This window comes from Alkalilacustris brevis (genome assembly GCF_003350345.1).
Lineage (GTDB): Bacteria > Pseudomonadota > Alphaproteobacteria > Rhodobacterales > Rhodobacteraceae > Alkalilacustris > Alkalilacustris brevis.
Genome location: NZ_QNVJ01000041.1, coordinates 1 through 18,818, shown reverse-complemented (window position 1 = coordinate 18,818; position 18,818 = coordinate 1). Strand labels below are relative to the sequence as shown.

The 18,818-nt window shown below is 68.6% G+C and carries 18 protein-coding genes and 1 tRNA gene; 7 read left to right on the top strand and 12 right to left on the bottom strand.

Annotated features, from left to right (window positions below):
* Positions 1-61 precede the first annotated feature (61 nt).
* Both DQ229_RS05940 and DQ229_RS05935 read right to left on the bottom strand, forming a co-directional pair.
* On the bottom strand, positions 62-1,537 hold the full coding sequence (locus tag DQ229_RS05940; protein ID WP_114965357.1) for a sodium:solute symporter family protein: 1,476 nt from the start codon (positions 1,535-1,537) through the stop codon (positions 62-64).
* Positions 1,534-1,743 (bottom strand): hypothetical protein, encoded by a 210-nt coding sequence (locus DQ229_RS05935; protein ID WP_114965356.1) that lies wholly within the window; start codon positions 1,741-1,743, stop codon positions 1,534-1,536. Before DQ229_RS05935 ends, DQ229_RS05940 begins: the two co-directional genes overlap by 4 nt.
* Before the next feature lie 194 nt (positions 1,744-1,937).
* Between DQ229_RS05935 and hisA the strand changes: the two genes are divergently transcribed.
* Genes hisA through DQ229_RS05920 form a run of 3 tightly spaced genes read left to right on the top strand, consistent with a single transcriptional unit; the run spans position 1,938 to position 3,785 of the window.
* The gene (hisA, locus tag DQ229_RS05930) at positions 1,938-2,657 is read left to right on the top strand and encodes a 1-(5-phosphoribosyl)-5-[(5-phosphoribosylamino)methylideneamino]imidazole-4-carboxamide isomerase (RefSeq protein WP_114965355.1); all 720 of its coding nucleotides are present in this window, start codon (positions 1,938-1,940) and stop codon (positions 2,655-2,657) included.
* 55 nt (positions 2,658-2,712) lie between these two features.
* Positions 2,713-3,474: an imidazole glycerol phosphate synthase subunit HisF gene (gene hisF, locus DQ229_RS05925; protein WP_114965354.1), complete on the top strand. Its 762-nt coding sequence runs from the start codon at positions 2,713-2,715 to the stop codon at positions 3,472-3,474.
* Positions 3,471-3,785: a phosphoribosyl-ATP diphosphatase gene (locus tag DQ229_RS05920; protein ID WP_114965353.1), complete on the top strand. Its 315-nt coding sequence runs from the start codon at positions 3,471-3,473 to the stop codon at positions 3,783-3,785. Before hisF ends, DQ229_RS05920 begins: the two co-directional genes overlap by 4 nt.
* A 452-nt stretch (positions 3,786-4,237) precedes the next feature.
* Here DQ229_RS05920 and DQ229_RS05915 read toward each other — a convergent pair whose 3' ends face one another.
* A complete protein-coding gene (locus DQ229_RS05915) occupies positions 4,238-4,768 on the bottom strand; it encodes a YHS domain-containing (seleno)protein (RefSeq protein WP_155326453.1) in 531 nt (176 codons plus the stop codon).
* An 85-nt stretch (positions 4,769-4,853) separates the two neighbouring features.
* Complete coding sequence (rlmB, locus tag DQ229_RS05910) at positions 4,854-5,657, bottom strand: 23S rRNA (guanosine(2251)-2'-O)-methyltransferase RlmB (protein WP_114965351.1); 804 nt, start codon at positions 5,655-5,657, stop codon at positions 4,854-4,856.
* 152 nt (positions 5,658-5,809) lie between these two features.
* On the opposite strand from rlmB, the gene DQ229_RS16250 reads away from it, so the two are divergent.
* Positions 5,810-5,893: transfer RNA gene (locus DQ229_RS16250), tRNA-Tyr, on the top strand.
* A 54-nt stretch (positions 5,894-5,947) separates the two neighbouring features.
* Here the strand turns inward: DQ229_RS16250 and DQ229_RS05905 are convergent.
* The 3 genes from DQ229_RS05905 to DQ229_RS05895 all read right to left on the bottom strand — a co-directional run bounded on the left by DQ229_RS05905 (position 5,948) and on the right by DQ229_RS05895 (position 11,522).
* The gene (locus DQ229_RS05905) at positions 5,948-6,571 is read right to left on the bottom strand and encodes a thiamine phosphate synthase (protein WP_114965375.1); all 624 of its coding nucleotides are present in this window, start codon (positions 6,569-6,571) and stop codon (positions 5,948-5,950) included.
* 286 nt (positions 6,572-6,857) lie between these two features.
* A complete protein-coding gene (gene fdhF / locus DQ229_RS05900; RefSeq protein WP_114965350.1) occupies positions 6,858-9,653 on the bottom strand; it encodes a formate dehydrogenase subunit alpha in 2,796 nt (931 codons plus the stop codon).
* A 183-nt stretch (positions 9,654-9,836) separates the two neighbouring features.
* Complete coding sequence (locus DQ229_RS05895) at positions 9,837-11,522, bottom strand: NAD(P)H-dependent oxidoreductase subunit E (RefSeq protein ID WP_114965349.1); 1,686 nt, start codon at positions 11,520-11,522, stop codon at positions 9,837-9,839.
* A 144-nt stretch (positions 11,523-11,666) separates the two neighbouring features.
* Between DQ229_RS05895 and DQ229_RS05890 the strand changes: the two genes are divergently transcribed.
* A complete protein-coding gene (locus DQ229_RS05890; protein ID WP_114965374.1) occupies positions 11,667-11,894 on the top strand; it encodes a sulfurtransferase TusA family protein in 228 nt (75 codons plus the stop codon).
* 69 nt (positions 11,895-11,963) lie between these two features.
* Here DQ229_RS05890 and DQ229_RS05885 read toward each other — a convergent pair whose 3' ends face one another.
* Genes DQ229_RS05885 through DQ229_RS05870 form a run of 4 tightly spaced genes read right to left on the bottom strand, consistent with a single transcriptional unit; the run spans position 11,964 to position 16,057 of the window.
* Positions 11,964-14,078, bottom strand: coding sequence for a molybdopterin-binding protein (locus DQ229_RS05885; RefSeq protein ID WP_114965348.1), 2,115 nt, complete (start codon positions 14,076-14,078; stop codon positions 11,964-11,966).
* A complete protein-coding gene (gene mobB / locus DQ229_RS05880; RefSeq protein WP_114965347.1) occupies positions 14,075-14,575 on the bottom strand; it encodes a molybdopterin-guanine dinucleotide biosynthesis protein B in 501 nt (166 codons plus the stop codon). Before mobB ends, DQ229_RS05885 begins: the two co-directional genes overlap by 4 nt.
* Positions 14,572-15,189, bottom strand: a complete 618-nt coding sequence (gene mobA / locus DQ229_RS05875; protein WP_114965346.1) for a molybdenum cofactor guanylyltransferase MobA — start codon at positions 15,187-15,189, stop codon at positions 14,572-14,574. Before mobA ends, mobB begins: the two co-directional genes overlap by 4 nt.
* On the bottom strand, positions 15,182-16,057 hold the full coding sequence (locus DQ229_RS05870; protein WP_114965345.1) for a formate dehydrogenase accessory sulfurtransferase FdhD: 876 nt from the start codon (positions 16,055-16,057) through the stop codon (positions 15,182-15,184). The genes mobA and DQ229_RS05870 overlap by 8 nt, the downstream gene beginning before the upstream one ends.
* Positions 16,058-16,120: 63 nt before the next feature.
* Between DQ229_RS05870 and DQ229_RS05865 the strand changes: the two genes are divergently transcribed.
* Complete coding sequence (locus DQ229_RS05865; RefSeq protein WP_114965344.1) at positions 16,121-16,630, top strand: DUF2478 domain-containing protein; 510 nt, start codon at positions 16,121-16,123, stop codon at positions 16,628-16,630.
* Positions 16,631-16,647: 17 nt separating this feature from the next.
* Here DQ229_RS05865 and DQ229_RS05860 read toward each other — a convergent pair whose 3' ends face one another.
* Entirely contained in the window at positions 16,648-18,039 is a 1,392-nt protein-coding gene (locus DQ229_RS05860) for a M20/M25/M40 family metallo-hydrolase (protein WP_114965343.1), read from the bottom strand.
* A gap of 116 nt (positions 18,040-18,155) precedes the next feature.
* On the opposite strand from DQ229_RS05860, the gene DQ229_RS05855 reads away from it, so the two are divergent.
* Positions 18,156-18,584, top strand: coding sequence for a hypothetical protein (locus tag DQ229_RS05855; RefSeq protein WP_162300767.1), 429 nt, complete (start codon positions 18,156-18,158; stop codon positions 18,582-18,584).
* Positions 18,585-18,818: the final 234 nt, after the last annotated feature.

Here is an 18,818-nt window from a genome sequence, read left to right as displayed (position 1 = left end):
TGGTTCGCGCGCTGGCGGTGCCGGCAGGAGTTTGCGCGCGCAACCCGGGCTGATCGCCCCCTCAGAACGCCCGGTGCCGCGCCAGCGCCTCGGCGATCTCGGTCTGGAAATCCAGCGCCTCGGGGCGGGGCCGGGTGAGCAGGCTCACCCCGATGAAGAGCGCCGTGCTCATGGCAGCCACGGAGAAGGGCAGGGTCGGATCAAAAACGCTGACGCCCTGGATCATTGCCAGCCATACCGCCAGCACTGCGCCGCCCAGCATCCCCGCCAGCGCCCCCGCCGCCGTGCCCCGGCGCCAGAAGAACGCCCCGATGATCGGCGGCACCGCCACCAGCAGCCCCGCCGCCGAGAGCGCGGCCAACTGGTCGACGATCTGCGCCTGTTGCAGTGCGAAATAGCTGGCGAACAGGATCACCAGCACCATCACCACGCGCCCAGCCATGATCTGGCGCGCATCGCTGGTCTGGCGCTCGCGCCGGATGAAATCGCGCGCCACCATCGCCCCAACCGTCAGCGCGATCGAATCGAGCGTCGAGACAGCCGCCGACAGGATGCCGAGGATAAGCAGCAGCGCCACCCAGACCGGGATCGCCCCCGAAGTCAGCAGCGCCGGCGTCGCCATCGAGGTATTCTCGAGCCCCGGCGTCAGTTGCAGCGCGGCAAAGCCCCAGAGCACCGCCACCAGCGTGATGATCAGGCCAAAGCCCAGCACCCACAGGATCATCCGCCGCATCGCCGCGAAATCGCGCAGGATGAACAGCCGCTGGCTGACCTGCGGATTGGACAGCGCGAAAAAGAACCACGGGAAAGACAGCGCCAGAAAGGTGCCAAGGCTCCACAGCCCCGGCCCCGGCACGTCCAGCCACGGGCCGTGGTCGCGCTGCGCGGTCTCGACGAAGGTGCCCCAGCCGCCGAGGGCGTGAATGGCAAAGCCCACCGCCAGCAGCCCCGAGATGAACATCACGACTGACAGCGCCGCATCCGTCCACGCGACCGAGCGCAGCCCTGCCACCACTGCCCAGAACATCGCCAGCGCCGCGCCGATCGCCACGGCCTGGAACAGGCTGATCCCGCCGCCTGTCACCCCCGATAGCAGCAGCCCGATCCCTGCCATCTGGGTGGTGCAATAGGGCAGCAGGAAGACCAGGCTCACCCCCGCCATCACCTGCGCCACGCGCCGGTCGCCATAGCGCGCGCCGACCATCTCGGTGGGCGTGATGAAGCCCCAGCGCCGCGCCACCAACCAGAACCGCGGCGCAAAGACCACCAGCAGCGCGAGGCCCGCGAAATAGATCAGCTCGAATCCCAACGCGCCGATGCCGCCGCGATAGGTCAGCCCCGTAAGCACCACCAGCATGAAGGCCGAATAGGTCGTGGCCGCATAGGACAGCCCCGCGACCATCCCGCCAATCGCCCGTCCGCCAAGGTAGTAATCACCCACTGTGCCGGTATTGGCGCGCGCAGCGCGCAGGGCGATGGCAATGCCGAGCGCGGCAAAGGTGGCGATGACGCCCCAGATCAGCCCCGGCGCGATCATGGCTTGTCCCTCCAGCGGGCGACTCCGGCAAGGATCATCCCCGCCACCGCCAGCCCGAAAACCAGCCAGAAGGCGGCGATGCCCAGCCCCGGCTCGGACCCGCCCAGAAGGCCATAGGGCACGATTATGCCTGCGAGGATCAGCAGCACCATGACCCCAAGCCAGAGCCCGGCGCCCCGGGGCGGTTTCGGTGAAGGGGCGGGCATGGCTGCATCCTCCGCGCGGCAAGGTTGCCCCAGCCCTTAGCGGGGCTTGCCGCACCATGCAAGCAAAGCTGCGCAAGGGCCTGATTGCGTGGGCCATTTCTGATCATTTGGTCGATTATTGCGCGGGCTTTGCACGCCCGCGCAAAGCAGGCTATTGAGCAGCGCATCCGCCAATCACAGCCCCGGAGCCGCCAATGATCCTTTATCCTGCAATCGACCTCAAGGATGGCCAATGCGTCCGGCTGCTGCGCGGCGAGATGGACAAGGCCACCGTGTTCGGCGATGACCCGGCCGCGCAGGCGCGGGCGTTCGTGGATGCGGGCTGCGAATGGCTGCATCTGGTCGACCTCAACGGTGCATTTGCCGGCCAGCCGGTCAATGGCGCGGCGGTCGAGGGTATTCTCGCCGCAGTGGATGTGCCCTGCCAGCTTGGTGGCGGCATCCGCGACATGGCCACCATCGAGCGCTGGCTTTCGCGCGGGCTGGCGCGGGTGATCCTGGGCACCGTGGCGGTGGAAAATCCCGATCTGGTGCGCCAGGCGGCGCGAGCATTTCCGGGCCAGGTGGCGGTGGGGCTGGATGCGCGCGACGGCCTCGTGGCCACCCGCGGCTGGGCCGAGGAAACCGACCAGCAGGTAATCGACATGGCGCGCCGGTTCGAGGATGCCGGAATCGCCGCGATCATCTACACCGACATCGCCCGCGACGGCGCCATGCAGGGGCCGAACGTGGCCGCAACGGCGGAACTGGCGGCGGCGGTCTCAATGCCGGTGATCGCCTCGGGCGGGGTTTCCTCGCTGGCGGACCTGATGGCGTTGCGTGATGCGGGGGGTATCGCCGGGGCGATCTCGGGGCGCGCGCTTTATGACGGCGCGCTTGACCTGCGCGCGGCGCTGGCGGCGCTGCGGGCTTGATTGATCGGCCCGGCTGGGCCAGAAGCACCCTGCAAGACCGCCAGGCGGAGAAACCATGCTGAAGACCCGCATCATCCCATGCCTCGACGTGGCCGATGGCCGCGTGGTCAAGGGCGTGAACTTTGTCGATCTGCGCGACGCGGGCGACCCGGTCGAGGCCGCGATTGCCTATGACGCCGCCGGCGCGGACGAGTTGTGCTTTCTCGATATCCACGCCACGCACGAAAATCGCGGTACCATGTTCGACCTGGTGCGCCGCACGGCCGAGCACTGCTTCATGCCGCTTACGGTGGGGGGCGGCGTGCGCAGCCCGGAGGATGTGCGCGCTTTGCTGCTGGCGGGGGCCGACAAGGTCAGCTTCAACTCGGCGGCGGTGGCCGACCCGGATGTGGTGGCCCGCGCGGCGGAACGCTTCGGCAGCCAGTGCATCGTGGTGGCGATAGATGCCAAGACCGTCAGCCCCGGCAAGTGGGAGATCTTCACCCATGGCGGGCGGCGCCCGACCGGCATCGACGCAGTGGAATTTGCCCGCACGGTCGCGGCAAAGGGGGCGGGCGAGATTTTGCTCACCTCGATGGACCGTGACGGCACGCGCGCGGGGTTCAACCTGCCGCTCACCCGCGCCATCTCAGATGCGGTGCCGATCCCGGTGATCGCCAGCGGTGGAGTGGGCACGCTGGATCACCTGGTCGAAGGGGTGATCGAGGGCCACGCCAGCGCGGTGCTCGCGGCCTCGATCTTCCATTTCGGCGAATTCACCATCCGCGAGGCCAAGGAGCACATGGCCCGCGCAGGCATCCCCGTGAGGCTGACATGAGCGCATTGGAACGGCTGGCCGCCACCATCGAGTCGCGCAAGGGCGCCGACCCGGAAAGCTCCTGGACCGCGCGGCTGCTGGCCAAGGGGCCCGAGAAGGCTGCCGAGAAATTCGGCGAAGAGGCGATCGAGGCCGTGATCGAAGCAGTGAAAGGTGACCGCGCGCGCCTGACCAGCGAGGCGGCCGATGTTCTGTATCACCTGCTGGTGATGCTGGCCGCGCGCGACATTGCGCTCGACGATGTGCTGGCGGAACTGGCGCGGCGCGAGGGGGTTTCGGGGATTGCGGAAAAGGCCGGGCGTGAAGGGTAGGCGCGTTCGGGGACTGGCGGGCAGCGGTATGTTGCCCAGCCGGCCGAGCAGTCGTCGCAGGCCATGTCCTGCCGGCGCGGAATCAAGGGCCGCAGGCCCGCCGCGCCATCGGCAGGCCGCCCCCACGGCCTGTCGATTTGCGGATGTAAGCGCATCGCTTGCGGGTCATGCGGACCTGGCTGACATGAAGTGCCTCGCTCCGCCATCGGATCGACAGACCACGGCCTGCCGATGGCGCGGCTTTCTGCCGGACCGCACGCACGGCCCCCCGCTGCATAAAAAAGCGCCCGGTATTTGCAACCGGGCGCCAGTAACGGAACGAGGGACAGTGAAGAGAAACGCGAATGTTCCGATATCACGCTTCGCAATAGAGATAGACGCTTTCCACGGCAGTTGAAGGGGACATCGCGATTCTGTGAAAAACCCGCCAAAGCGGGACGGCGCCGGGCGTTCTATTCGGCAGCCCCGCCCGCGCGCGCCTGCGGCCAGTTGATGCGTGCCAGATCGACCATGGCGGCAGGTTCGGCCAGCAACAGGCTGCGCTGAAGCCGGTTCTCGGCCAGGTAAAGCCGCCCGTCGTGAATCACCCATTGTTCAGGGTCGGGCGCGCGGGCGATGCCCTTGGCCATAGACACGGCGCAATACCCGCCAAGCTGGGGCAGATAGGCGCGGGGGTTGGCCTCGAATGCGGCGCGGTGTCGCGCGCTGGAGAACTGCCACAGCACACCGCGCCAGCGCAGCGCGATTGCTGCGTCACCCCTGACCGCGCGCGCTTCGGTGAAATAGGCCACCGGGTCATACCCGGCCAGCGCCACCCCTTCGGGGGCGTAAAGCCGTGCCATCGATTCGGCCCGCAAACCCGTCGCCCCCAGCCCGAACATCAGCGCCAGCATCAGCGCCAGCGGCCAGCGCCAGGGCAGATGCGCCCTGCGCGGCGGCAGGGCGGCGGACAAGGACGGGGTGAGTCGGGCTGCGTGTGACATGACGCAAGAATGGCGCATCGGGCGCGGTGCTGAAAGACCGCTGTCGCAAGCGTGATGGTCCGCGGCATCACGCTCGCGTGGGGGCTCAGCCGTGGCGGCTTGCGGCGTAAAGCCCGATCGCCGCGGCATTGGAGACATTGAGCGAGCCGAACGCCCCCGCCGCGGCGATCCGCACAAGCTGGTCGCAGGCGGCGCGGGTGCCTTCGCGCAGACCCGGCCCCTCGGCCCCCAGGACCAGCCCCACGGGGCGGCCCGCGGCCCCGGCCAGCGCGGCGTCGAGCGTGTCATCGGCCGCGCCGTCGAATCCCAGCAGCAGAAAGCCCATGTCGCGCAGCTCTGCCATGCTGCGGGCAAGGTTGCGCACCCGCAGGTAGGGCTGGCGCTCAAGCGCGCCGCTGGCGGCCTTGGCCAGCGCGCCGGTCTCGGGCGCCGAATGGCGCGCCGGGGCGATCACGGCGCGGGCCCCGAACACCTCGGCCGAGCGCAGGATCGCCCCGGCGTTATGCGGATCGCTCACCCGGTCGAGCAGCACGACAACGGGCGGCGGGCCAGACGGCACGGTATCGGGTGCGGCTGCGGGCGCGCAAAGGTCGTGCAGGCTGCCCCATTCCAGCGGCTTGACCTCGAGCGCGGCGCCCTGATGCACCGATCCGGGGTCGAGCGGCACATCGAAACGTCTTGCATCCGCGATTTCGGGTGCCATGCCGCTGGCGGCGATGGCCTCGGCAAGCCTGTCGGCGGCGTTGCGCGTCACCACCAGCCGCAGCCTTTCGCGGGCGGGATTGAGCAGCGCATCGCGCACCGCGTGCAGGCCGAACAGCCACACGGTCTGGGCCGCGGCGGCGCGGCGGCCGCGTTCCTTGTCGATCACCCAGGCGGGTTTTTTCACGAGGGCCTCCGCGATTCATGCGTGCGGGACAATGCGCGCATGACCCGCAAGGCGCAAGGGCGGGTGAGGGGGAAAAACTTTGGTCTCGGGGGCAATACGCACCCTTGCACCGCCCGCATTGATCGTCTAATCACCTGCCATCGCAAAGCGATGGGCGACGAGCTGCAAGGTGCGGCAGCGGACTGTAACTCCGCCGGGGAGACCCACGCCTGGTTCGATTCCAGGGTCGCCCACCATAATCCTGACGATCTTGATTGGCTTCGGAAGGCGTTGACGGTGGGGCCGGTCAGTCAGCCCAGCGGCGCGATCAGCTTGCGCAGCGCTGCGAGGGCGTCGTCCTCGCGCCAGATCTCTTCACCGATGCCGAAGAAATCGGTCACGGGCGCAAGATCCTCGATCAGCGCGGGGGTTAGCGCGCCTTCGGCCACCACCGGGATCTCGATCATCTCCGACCACCATTCGAACAGCTCGCGCGGGGCGCGGCTGCCATCGCCCAGTGGTGTCTCGCCCACCGGGCCGAAGGCGATGTAGTCGGCGCCGGCCTCGCCCGCGCTGATACCGTCATGGCGCGCGCTGGCGCAAAAGGCGCCGATGATCGCCTCGGCGCCCAGATCCTTGCGCACCTTGCGCAGCGAGCGCCCGCCATCGGTCAGGTGCACCCCGTCGAGGCCCAGCCGTTCCACCAGTTGCACATGCCGTTCGATCACCAGCGCGATGTCGCGCTCATGGGCCAGCCCGCGCAAGGCGTCGGCGGCACGCGCCACGCGGTCTTCGTCCTGGCTGGCGAGGCTCAGGCGCAGGCAGGCCACCGGCACCGCATCGAGAATCGGCGCAAGCCGCGCGCCGAATGCCTCCGGCTCGAAATCGGGGGGCGTGATCAGGTATAGCTGCGGACGATCAGCGGGGTCGGACATGGCGCGTTCTCCTGCGCGGCTTGGATATGCGGGCGTACCGCTGGGGCGGCCCTGTGCGCTGTCATAGCCCCCGCGCAGGGACTGGGCAAGCGCGGGGCGCGCGCGCGCGCGGCCAGGGCAGGTGGCGCGGCGGGCCTGCGGCCCTTGATTCCGCGCCGATGCCTGCGGCGCGGATATTTTTTTCACAGTGAAGGGCAGACGGGCGTTTTCGGGGAGGCAAAGGGAGCCGTGCAGCAAGGCGGGGCAGGTCAGGGTGGCGCGCCGGGTCAGGCGCGGCCCGCTGGCCTTACTCCGCCGCTGCCCCGGCCTCTGCCTTTTCCACCCGCACGGCGGCGAACTTGAACTCGGGGATCTTGCCGTAAGGGTCCAGCGCCGGGTTGGTCAGCACATTCGCTGCGGCCTCGACAAAGGCGAAGGGCAGGAACACCGTGTTCTCGGCCACGGCCCGGTCGGCGCGGGCCATCACGGTGATGCTGCCGCGCCGGGTGCTCAGGCGCAGCATCTCGCCGGGGGTGACGCCCATGCGGCGCAGGGTGCCTGGGTGCAGCGAGCAATTGGCCTCGGGCTCGACCGCGTCGAGCACGCGCGAGCGCCGGGTCATTGAGCCGGTGTGCCAGTGTTCGAGCTGGCGGCCGGTGATCAGCACCATCGGGTATTCGGCATCGGGCAGCTCGTCGGGCGGCACGATGGAGGCTGGGGCGAAACGCGCGCGCCCCGAGGGCCGGGGAAAGCCATCGCCAAACACGATCGCCTGGCCGGGATCGTCGGGCGAGAGGCTGGGATAGGTGACGGCGCCGTCGCGCTCCAGCCGCTCCCATGTGATGTTGTCGAGGCTTTTCATGCCGTGCTTCATCTCGGCGAAGACCTCGCGCGGGTGGGAGAATGGCCAATCGAGCCCCAGCCTGCGCGCCAGGGCGACGGTGATCGCCCAATCCTCGCGCGCCTCGCCCGGCGGGGCCACGGCGGGGCGGCCCATCTGCACCTGCCGGTTGGTGTTGGTCACGGTGCCGGATTTTTCGAAGAAGGCCGCCGCGGGCAGGATCACGTCGGCGAAATTGGCGGTCTCCGTGAGGAAGATGTCCTGCACCACCAGATGTTCCAGTTTGGCCAGCGCGTCGCGGGCGTGGTCCACATCCGGATCCGACATGGCCGGGTTTTCGCCCAGGATATACATGCCGCGGATCGCGCCTTCGTGCACCGCGTCGAGGATCTCGGTCACGGTCAGGCCCTTTTTGGCCGAGAAATCACCCCCGCCCCAGATCGCGGTGAAATGGCGGCGGACGGCGTCGTCCTCGACGCTCTGGTAATCGGGCAGGAACATCGGGATCAGCCCCGCATCCGACGCGCCCTGGACGTTGTTCTGCCCGCGCAGCGGGTGCAGCCCGGTGCTGGGGCGGCCGACATGTCCGCACATCAGCGCCAGCGAAATCAGGCAGCGCGAATTGTCGGTGCCGTGGATGTGCTGGCTGATGCCCATGCCCCAGAAGATCATGCCAGCCCGCGCCCCGGCGAAATCGCGCGCGACCTGTCGCAGGGTCTGCGCCGGGATGCCGCAGTGATCGGCCATCTTTTCGGGGGCGAAATCGGCCAGATGGGCCTTTTGCGCCTCCCAGTTCTCGGCCATCGCCTCGATATACTGGCGGTCGTAGAGTTCCTCCTCGACGATGGTGGCCATGATCGCATTGAGCAGAGCCACATCCGCGCCGGGCTTGAATTGCAGCATATGCGTGGCGTGGCGCGCGAGCGCCTGGCCGCGCGGGTCCATGATGATCAGTTTGCCGCCGCGCTTGGCGAATTGCTTGAAATAGGTGGCAGCGACGGGGTGGTTCTCGACCGGGTTGGCGCCGATGACGATGGCGACATCGGCGTTTTCGATCTCGTTGAAGGTGGCGGTGACGGCGCCGGAGCCCACGTTTTCCATCAGCGCGGCCACCGAACTTGCATGGCACAGGCGCGTGCAGTGATCGACATTGTTGTGGCCGAACCCCTCGCGGATCAGTCGCTGGAAGAGGTAAGCCTCCTCGTTGGTGCATTTGGCGCTGCCGAAGCCTGCTACCGAGGCACCGCCAGTGGTGTCACGCAGCCGGGCCAGGCCCCCCGCCGCCGCGTCGAGCGCCTCGTCCCATGTGGCCTCGCGGAACACCTCGGACCAGTTGCCGGGGTCCACGTTCAGGCCCTTGGGGGGGGCATCCTCGCGCCGGATCAGCGGGCGCGTCAGGCGGTGCGGATGGTGGATATAATCAAATCCGAAGCGGCCCTTGACGCACAGCCGCCCCTCATTGGCGGGGCCGTTGATGCCATCGACGGATTTCACCTGTCCATCCTTGACCTTGAGGCTGACCTGGCAGCCCACGCCGCAGAACGGGCAGACCGAGCGCGTCTCGCTGTCGTGGTCGGCGCTGTCGCCATGCTGGTAGCTGTCGAGCACGCCGGCCTCCATCAGCGCACCGGTGGGGCAGGCCTGCACGCATTCACCGCAGGCCACGCAGGTCGACTCGCCCATCGGGTCGTCGAAATCGAAGACCGGCCAGGTGTCGTGGCCGCGCCCAGCCATGGCAATCACGTCATTGACCTGCACCTCGCGGCAGGCGCGCACGCAAAGCCCGCACTGGATACAGGCATCGAGATTGACGCGCATCGCCACATGGCTGTCATCGAGCAGCGGGATGCGCTCGGCCTCCTGGGTGGGGTAGCGGCTGGTGGAGAGGCCGCTGGCCTCGGCCATGTCCCACAGATGCGCGCTACGGTCATGGGCGGCGGCGCGGTCGGGCTGGTCGGCCAGCAGCAGCTCCATCACCGCCTTGCGGGCACGGGTGGCGCGGGGGGTGCTGCTGTGCACGACCATGCCTTCGGCGGGCTCGCGGATGCACGAGGCAGCTAAGGTGCGCTCGCCCTCGATTTCCACCATGCAGGCGCGGCAGTTGCCGTCGGGCCGGTAGCCCGGCGCGGGCTTGTGACACAGATGCGGGATCACCAGCCCGCGGCCATGGGCAAGGTCCCAGATGGTCTGGCCAGGCCGGGCGGTGACGGTTTCGCCATCGAGGGTGAAGGTGATGGGAGTGGAGCGGTTTTCGTCAGACATGGGTCGGCCCCCCGCAGGCGCGTTGATGGGAATCATGTGTTGGCGCGCCTTGCCGTGCGAAGCGCCCCGCCCGTGCGTCAGCACGGGCAGCGCCCGCCCGCCCCCCAGGCGGGCGCTTCCGCGCCCCCCTCGGGCGGGCGCTGCCCGCGCCTGTCTCGTGGCTGGTGTCGGCCATAGCCATGCTCACACCTCCTCGGGAAAATGTTTCATCACCAGCCGGATCGGGTTGGGCGCGGCCTGGCCCAGCCCGCAGATCGAGGCATCCTGCATGACCTCGCACAGCTCCTCGAGCAGGCCCTGATCCCAATGCCTTGCTTGCATCAGCTTGACCGCCTTTTCGCAGCCCACCCGGCAGGGCGTGCACTGGCCGCAGGATTCATCCTCGAAGAAGCGCAGCATGTTCAACGCCGCATCGCGCGCCGAATCGTGATCCGACAGCACCACCACGGCGGCCGATCCGATAAAACTGCCGTGCTCCTGTAGCGTGTCGAAATCGAGCGGCACATCGTCGAGCGTGGCCGGTAGCAGCCCCGAGGATGGCCCGCCCGGCTGATAGGCCTTGAACACATGCCCCTCGGCCATGCCGCCGGCGGCCTCGATCACGTCAAGGATCGTGGATCCAGCCGGTAGCAGGTAGACGCCGGGCCTGGCCACCCGGCCGCTGACCGAATAGCTGCGCAGCCCCGTGCGGCCGTTTTTCTCGGTGCTGTTGTGCACCTCCGGCCCCTCGCGGCAGACCCGCGCGACCCAATGGAGCGTCTCGACATTATGCACCAGGGTGGGGCGCCCCCACAGGCCAACTTGCGCCACATAGGGCGGGCGGTGCCGGGGCAGACCGCGCTTGCCCTCGATCGATTCCAGCATCGCGCTTTCTTCGCCGCAGATATAGGCGCCCGCGCCGCGGCGCAGGTCTATATAGCCCGGCGGGGCGATTCCGGCGGCCTCCAGCGCGGCGATCTCGGATGCCAGGATTTCCAGCACGGCGGGGTATTCGTCGCGCATGTAGATATAGCAGCGTTCGGCCTCGACCGCCCAGGCAGCGATCAGCATTCCCTCAAGAAAGACATGAGGTTGCCGCTCAAGGTAAAAGCGATCCTTGAAGGTTCCCGGCTCGCCCTCGTCGCCATTCACGGCCAGATAGCGCGGCGCCGGTTCCGCACGCACAAAACCCCATTTGCGCCCCGAGGGGAAGCCCGCGCCGCCCAGCCCGCGCAGCCCGGCGGCCAGCAGGCTTTCTTGCACCTGCTGCCAGTCGCCCTTGCCGCGTAACTTCAGAAGTGTTTTGTAACCACCTGATTTTAGGTACTTATCTAGGTTTTCATAAGGCGGAATCTTGGGGTGGAAATCGCCCTTTGCGATGGTCTCGGCAATCCGCTCGGGCGTGGCGTGATCGACATGGGCGTGCCCGATCTCGGCCACGGGCGCAGTGTCGCAGCGGCCCATGCAGGGCGCGCGCAACACCCGCACCTGTGCCGGATCATGCCCGGCCTCGAGCGCGGCGAGCAGGGCCTCTGCCCCGGCCAGTTCGCATGACAGTGAATCACACACCCGGATGGTTAGCGCGGGCGGCGGGGCCTCGTCTTCCTTCACCAGGTCGAAATGGGCGTAGAAGCTGGCAACCTCCCAGATCTCGGCCATGGACAGGCGCATCTCATGGGCCAGCGCGCGCAGGTTGGCGGCGGAAAGGTGGCCTTCGGCGTCCTGGATCAGGTGCAGATGCTCAATCAGCAGGTCGCGGCGGCGCGGGCGGTCGCCCAGAAGATCGCGCACCCGCGCAAGCGCGGCATCGTCGATCTGCCGCCCCTTGGGGGTCGTGCGCCCGCGGCCGCGCCCCGATTTCCAGATGCCGGGCTTTTGGTCGAGTGCCATGTCGCTCTTTCGCCTTTCGCTTGGTCGTGCCGGGTCTGTGCGCCGCTGCCGGGCAAGTCAATTTTCCTGTTTCGTCGCTCGATAGGCAATGCCTATCGACAGCAGCCGATGGACAGGCGGCGCGATCCGTCCTATCGGAAAGATATGGAGTTCGATCAGGAAATCGATGCCTCGGGGCTTCTGTGCCCGCTGCCGGTGCTCAAGGCGCGCAAGCGGCTCAAGGGCATGGCGCAGGGGCAGGTCTTGCGGCTGGTGGCAACCGACCCGGCGGCGGTGGTCGATGTGCCGCATTTCTGTGCCGAGGCGGGGCATGAATTGCTGGAAAGCGGCGCCGATGGTGCGGCGCAGGTCTATCTGATCCGGCGGGGGTGAGAGTGGCCTGCGGCGGATGCCTCCGGCGGGGATATTTTTGCCAAGAAGAAGGGCCGCGCGGCCTAATGCTCAGGCGATCCCGAAGCCGCTGTAGGGCAGGTAGCGCACCGGCGTACCCGGCGCGATCTCACAGGCGTCATCGGGCAGCTCGACCAGCCCCGTGGCCCAGCTCAGCCCGCTGATGCGGCCGGAGCCTTCGGAGGTGAAGACCGCGGCGCGGCCCTGATCGTCGAGCCGCGCGCGCAGGTATTCACGCCGGCCCGGTTTCTTGCGCTTGGAAAACGCCGCCGGCACGGTGAAGCCTCGGGGCGCGCACCATCCCGAGCCCGCCATCAGCGACAGCGCGGGCCGCGCGAAGATCAGCGCGCAGACCAGCGCCGCGACCGGATTGCCGGGCAGGCCGAACACGGGTGCGCCCTGCCAGAGTGCCAGCGCCAGCGGGCGGCCGGGCTTGAGCGCGATGCGCCAGCTCGACAATGTGCCGGAGTCGCGCAGGAGCCGCGAGACATGGTCTTCGTCGCCCGCCGAGGCGCCGCCCGAGGTCAGGATCACATCCGCCTTGGCCGCGCCCGCATCGAGCCGTGCGGCGATTTCCCCCGCGTTATCGCGGACATGCCCCAGATCGACCGGGGCATAGCCCCAGCCGCGCAGGAGGTCCAGCAGCATCGGGCGGTTGGCATCCCAGATCTGGTGCGGGGCGGCGGGCTGGCCGGGATCGGGGATGATCTCGTCGCCGGTGGAGAGCACGCCCACCCGCAACTGCCGCTGCACCTTGAGCCGGGCAATGCCAAGTGCGGCCAGAAGCGCCAGATCGGGGGGCCGCAGCCGGTGGCCGCGCGGTAGGGCAAGCTGGCCCTTGGCGACATCTTCGCCAGCGCGGCGGGTATTGCTGCCCGGCTTGATAGGGCCGTCGAAAACGACGGTTTTATCGTCGCTTGCGGTGTCTTCCTCAAGCACGACGGTATCCACGCCCTCGGGCAGGATTGCGCCGGTCAGGATGCGGACCGCGGTGCCCGGCGGCACCGCCGAGGCGTAGGGCTGCCCCGCCGCCGCCCGTCCGGCCAGAAGCGGCAGGCGTTGCACGCCGCTGCCGGTGGCGGCATGCGCGAAGCCGTAGCCATCGACGGCCGAATTGGGCCGGGGCGGGTTGGAGCGTTGCGCAAGGCAGTCGCTGGCCAATACCCGCCCGCCGGCTTGCAATAGCGGCAGTGTCTCGGCCCCGGTGAGCGGCTTGAGCGCGCGGCGCAGGCGCGACAGGGCTTCGTCCACGGGCACCCAGTCCACGCCTTGCGGCATGGCGAAACAGTCGTTGCGCAGGCGCGGGGGCTCGAGCGGGGCAAGCCGGGCGGCCAGCGCGGCGCCATGCCCTGCGCCCAGGATCCAGCCTTCCTCGCGCAGGATTTCGGGGGCGGCGTCGGGCTGCATCATCGTGGCCGGATCGGTGGCAAGCAGGGCGCGCGCCAGCAGATCGACCTGCGCGGCATCCTTGCAGGGATAGTCGGCTGCGGCGGCTTTCACCGCCCCCGCGATCAGCGAAAGGTAGGTCTCGGCCAGCACCACCGGGGCCTCGGCGCCCTGCATCGGCCAGACCTGGAGCTGCCCGGCGAATTCGGCGCGCAGCCGCGCCAGATGCGCCAGCGCCAGCAGGCTTTGCGAGCCGACCGAGCCGGTGGTGTAGAGCTTCCACATCGGATGCGCGCCCGAGCAGATCCGTTCGGCCGCGCGCAGCTCATTCAGCCCGTGGCCGTGGCGGCGCGTGCCTTTTGCGGGCAGGTCGGGCAGGTCGCGGCCCGCCGGGCGGCCCCAGAACGGGCCAAGCCCCGGAAAGCGGCGGTTGATCTCGGCGGCGACCTCGAAGCGGTTGTTGCGGTTTTGCGCGTCGTCCTCGATGCGTTCGGCCAGCCAGTCCCAGACGGCCAGAGCTTCGGCCCGCCCGGTCAGGCGTTCGGCAAAGCCACGGGGAAAGCCGAAGCCGATATCGAAGGCGATGAGCAGCCGCGTGCCGTCATCCAGCGCGCGAGAGATATCGGCGCGGATGGTGGCCATCGCCTCGGCGCGGGTGGGAGGGTTTTCGGGGGCGCGCGCCCCCGTCCCGGCGCTGCCGATCCAGATCGAATCGCGTCCGGTCTTGGGTGCCGCGTTGGCCGACCAGTCCACCACCAGAACGCGGTCGAAGCTGCTCATGGTGCCATCTCCAGATCGCGCAGGATGAAATCGGCGATCGCGGCGGTGTCATCGAGGGCGAGCACCGGCACCGAAAGGCCCGGGTGCGTGGTGTTCGAGGCCACGGCGCGGATCGTCGGATTGCGCTCGGCCAGCAGGGGGCGGCCTGTCTCGGTGCGGTAGGCCTCGATCTTGGGGTGCTCTGCACGCTTGTAGCCCTCGATCAGCACCAGATCGACGGGCGAGAGCCGCGCCAGCAATTCGGAAAGCGGCGGCTCTGGCGCATCGCGCAGCTCGTGCATGAGCGCCCAGCGCCGCGGCGAAGACAGCAACACCTCGCGCGCGCCCGCGCTGCGGTGGCGGTGGCTGTCGCGGCCGGGGTGGTCAACCTCGGTGTCGTGATGGGCGTGCTTGACGGTCGAGACAGCAAGCCCGCGCGCGGTGAACTCGGCCAACAGCCGCTCCATCAGGCCGGTCTTGCCGGTGTCCTTCCAGCCGGTGACGCCGAAAACCTTCATGTCTGCCCCAGGTAGCGTTCGGCGATGGCGATGTCGTCGGGGGTGTTGACGTTGAAGAACGGGTCAAAAGGCTGCGCGGGAAATTCGGCCAGCCCCGCGCCGTGCCGGTCGGTCCAGAGCACGATCTTGCGCAGGCCCCCGGTCAGTGCCTCGCGCAGATCCTCGCGCAACGCCACAGGCCAGAGGCCGAAGGTGGGGTGGCGCCACAGTTTGCCATCGGCGTCGCGGCTGCCCGCCAGCGCCAGCCCCGAAGGCCCCGCCGCCGCTTGCAGACGCGCCACCAGGTCGGGCGGCAGAAAGGGCGTGTCGGCGGCCGCGGTGACGATGGCCCGCGCCCCCAGCCCGGCGGCCCAGTCAAGCCCCGCCAGCACCCCGGCCAGCGGCCCCGGATGATCGGCCAGGCTGTCAGGCAGCACCGGCAGGCCGAATTCGGCCAGACGCGCCGGGTCGCCATTGGCGTTGATCGCAAGTGGCGCGCATTGGGCCGATAGCCGCGCGATCACATGGTCGATCAGCCGCCGCTCGCCAATGCGCCGCAGCCCCTTGTCGCCGCCGCCCATGCGGCTGGCCAGCCCGCCGGCCAGGATGACGCCGGGCAATCGCGCTTCAGTCATCGCGCGCCCCCTTGCGCCGGGCCTTGGCCGGCTCTTCCCCCACGGCGGCCGGGTCGGCATCGCGCACGAGACGCTCCTCGCCCGCGAGGCAGACGAATCGCTGCCCGCGCAGCCGGCCGATCAGCGTGAGCCCGACCTCGCGCGCGATCTCGACCCCCCAGGCGGTGAAGCCCGAGCGCGACGCAAGCACCGGAATGCCCATCAGCGCGGTCTTGATCACCATCTCCGAGGTCAGCCGCCCGGTGGTGTAGAGGATCTTGTCGCCGGGCGGGATGGTGTGGCGGAACATGAAGCCCGCGATCTTGTCGACGGCGTTGTGACGGCCCACATCCTCCATGTAGATCAGCGGCTTGTCGGCCTGGCACAACACCGTGCCATGGATCGCCCCGGCGGTGAGGTAAAGCGAGGGCGTGGTGTTGATCTGCCGCGCCAGCGCATAAAGCCAGCTTGTGCGCAGCTCGGCCGGGGGCAGGGTGAGGCCTTCAAGCCCCTCCATCATGTCGCCGAACACGGTGCCTACGGCGCAGCCCGAGGTGCGGGTCTTCTTCTTCACCTTCTCTTCGTAAAGCGTCTGGCGGCGGGTGCGCACGACAACGGTGTCGATGTCTTCGTCGTAATCGACGGCGGTGATCTCGTCATCGCGGCGCAGCATCCCCTGATTGCGCAGGAAGCCGAGCGCCAGGTAATCGGGGTGGTCGCCGATGGTCATCGCGGTGACGATTTCCTGCGAATTGAGGAATATGGTCAGGGGCCGTTCCTCGACCACGCTGATCTCGGCCTCGTTGCCGGAATGGTCGATGCCGCGGATGCGTCGGGTCAGCCGTGCATCTTCCGGGTCGGGCAGAATGGGGAAGGCGGGTGCTGTCATGATCACTTTCCTGTCGGGGCCGCATCTTTTATGACTGGCCTGAGACATGCAAGAGGGCGGATCATGCTGGGATATGTGCGCGGGGCGGGCCGCGGGGCCGCCGACAGGCTGCTGACGGACGTGGCGCAGACCCTGATCGCGCAGGGCTGGCCGGTGGCCGCGGCCGTGCAGGTCAATGTCGAACGCTTCCCCGATCGCCCCTGCGACATGGAGCTGCATGTGCTCTCGGTCGGCGAGGTGGTGCGCATAAGCCAGCATCTGGGGCCGCAGGCGCGGGGCTGCCGGCTGGACCCGGCCGGGCTGGAACAGGCGGTGGGGTTGCTCGAGACGGCGCTGGCCGGCCAGCCGCGGCTGATGATCATCAACAAGTTCGGCAAGCAAGAGGCCGAGGGGCGCGGCTTTCGCCCGCTGATCGGGCAAGCTTTGGCGGCGGGCGTGCCGGTGCTGACGGCGGTGAGCGCCGCGAATCACACCGCTTTCGAGGCTTTTGCCGATGGCATGGCCGAACAATTGCCCGATGATCGCGCCGCCGTCCTGGCCTGGTGCCGCAATCAGGAGGGCGCGGCGGCCTGAGCACGCCCTCCAGACGCTTAGCGTGCAAGCGCGGCGAGGATGCGCGCCCAGCTGCGGATGCCCTTGTGGAAGCTTTCCATGTCGTATTTCTCGTTGGGCGAGTGGATCTGGTCGTCGTCGCGGCCAAAGCCGATCAGCATTGAATCCAAGCCCAGCACGCTCTTGAAATAGCCCGCCACCGGGATCGACCCGCCCGAGCCGACGAAGGCCGCCTCGCGCGGCCACTCGTCCGACAGCGCCTGCCGGGCGGCCTCGAAGGCGGGGTGATCGATGGACATGCGCGACGCAGGCGAGGCGCCGTGGGCGGTGAACTCGACCTCGCAATCGGGCGGCAGCATCGCGCGGACATGGGCGCGGAAGGTTTCGCGGATCTTGTGCGGGTCCTGTTCGCCCACCAGGCGGAAGCTGATCTTGGCGCGGGCCTCGGCGGGCAGCACGGTCTTGAAACCTGCGCCGGTGTAGCCGCCGGTGATGCCGTTGACCTCGCAGGTGGGGCGCGCCCAGATCATCTCCAGCGGGGTGCGATCGGCCTCGCCGGCGGGTTCCGACAGGCCGACCGCGCCTAGGAACGCCTTGTGGTCGAAGCCCAGGCCTTCCCACTGCGCGGCGATTTCCGGGGGCAGGTCGGGCACGCCGTCGTAAAAGCCGGGCAGGGTGACGCGGCCCTGATCGTCATGCAGGCTGGCGATGATGCGCGCCAGCACCCGGATCGGGTTCATGGCGATGCCGCCGAACATGCCCGAATGCAGGTCCTTGCTGGCGGCGCGGATGGTGATTTCCTCGCCCACGAGACCGCGCAGCATGGTGGTGATGGCGGGGGTCTCAGGGTCGAACATGCCGGTGTCGCAGATCAGCGCCAGATCGGCGCGCAGCTCGTCGGTGTTCTCCTTCAGGAAGGGCACCAGCGAGGGCGAGCCGGATTCTTCCTCCCCCTCCAGAAAGACCGATACCGGCACCGGCAGGCGGCCATGCACCGCAACCCAGGCGCGGCAGGCCTCGATAAAGGTCATGAGCTGGCCCTTGTCATCGGCGGCGCCGCGGCCGCGGATGACCTGGCCCGCGGGCGCGTCCTCGATGGCCGGGTCGAACGGGTCGCGGTGCCATAGGTTCAGCGGATCGACCGGCTGCACGTCATAATGGCCATAAAACAGCAGGTGCGGCCCGTCGCCGCAGTCTTGCGCATGGCCCAGCACCATCGGGTGGCCAGGGGTGGGGCGGGTGTCGGCGGTCAGGCCGATGCTGCGCAGGTCCTCGGTCAGCCAGTCGGCGGCGGCGGCGCAATCCGCCTTGTAGGCCGGGTCGGTCGAAACCGAGGGGATGCGCATCAGTTTCAGCAGCCGCCCGGTGGCCTGTGGCAGCGTCGCATCGATATGGGAAAGCACCTCTTCAAGCGCGTCGGTGGCGGGCATCTCGCTAGACCTTATGTTATGGAATCGGCAAGACCCTATCAGGCGCGCGCCGGCTGTCCAGCCGGTCGGCAAAGGGGCCGCGGAAAAGGCAGAAACGAGGTTTGCAGATGATGGATATGGCAGAGAGGTTCCGAGAGGCATTGCAGGGTGTGCTGGCGGCAGGCACGCTGGTCGTGACCGCGGCAGCGGGCGCTTGGGCACAGCCGCCCGAGCAGGAAGTGTTCAGGGGCGACGGCGCCGAAGTGACGCTGCATCTGCATGGTTTCCTGACGCAGGAGGAATTGCTGATCCTGCGCCAGATCGCGGCCAGCCCCGAGGCGCGGCTGGCGCTGCTGGGCGAAACGGAGGACGGGCACGCGGCCATTGCCCTGGCCCCTGACGAGGGATTCATCCGCGATGGCGCGCCCGCGAATTCGGCTGCCGCGCTTTCCGGCCTGCCTGATGCCGCGGCCGCGCAGGCAGCCGCAATGGCGGCGTGCGAGGGCGCGCGTGCAGGGGGTGGTGCGGATTGTGTCGTGGTGCTCGAGGTTGCCCCCGGGGGCTGAGGCAATTTCCGGATTGCAGTGACAGGGTCTTCCGCGGCATCGCTTTTGCGCCTTCACAAGGGCTGAAGGCTCTAACAGGCTGCTGAAAAAGTCGTTCAGCCCGCCGGTCGCAAACGCGGAAGCGGGAACCTGTTCTGCACCGCGCCCGCAACAGGTTCCGCCCGGGCGACCAGCCCGGGCCGCGCCCGACCCTGTCTCTGGGATTTATGTCATGATGCTGTCGGCAGCGATCCC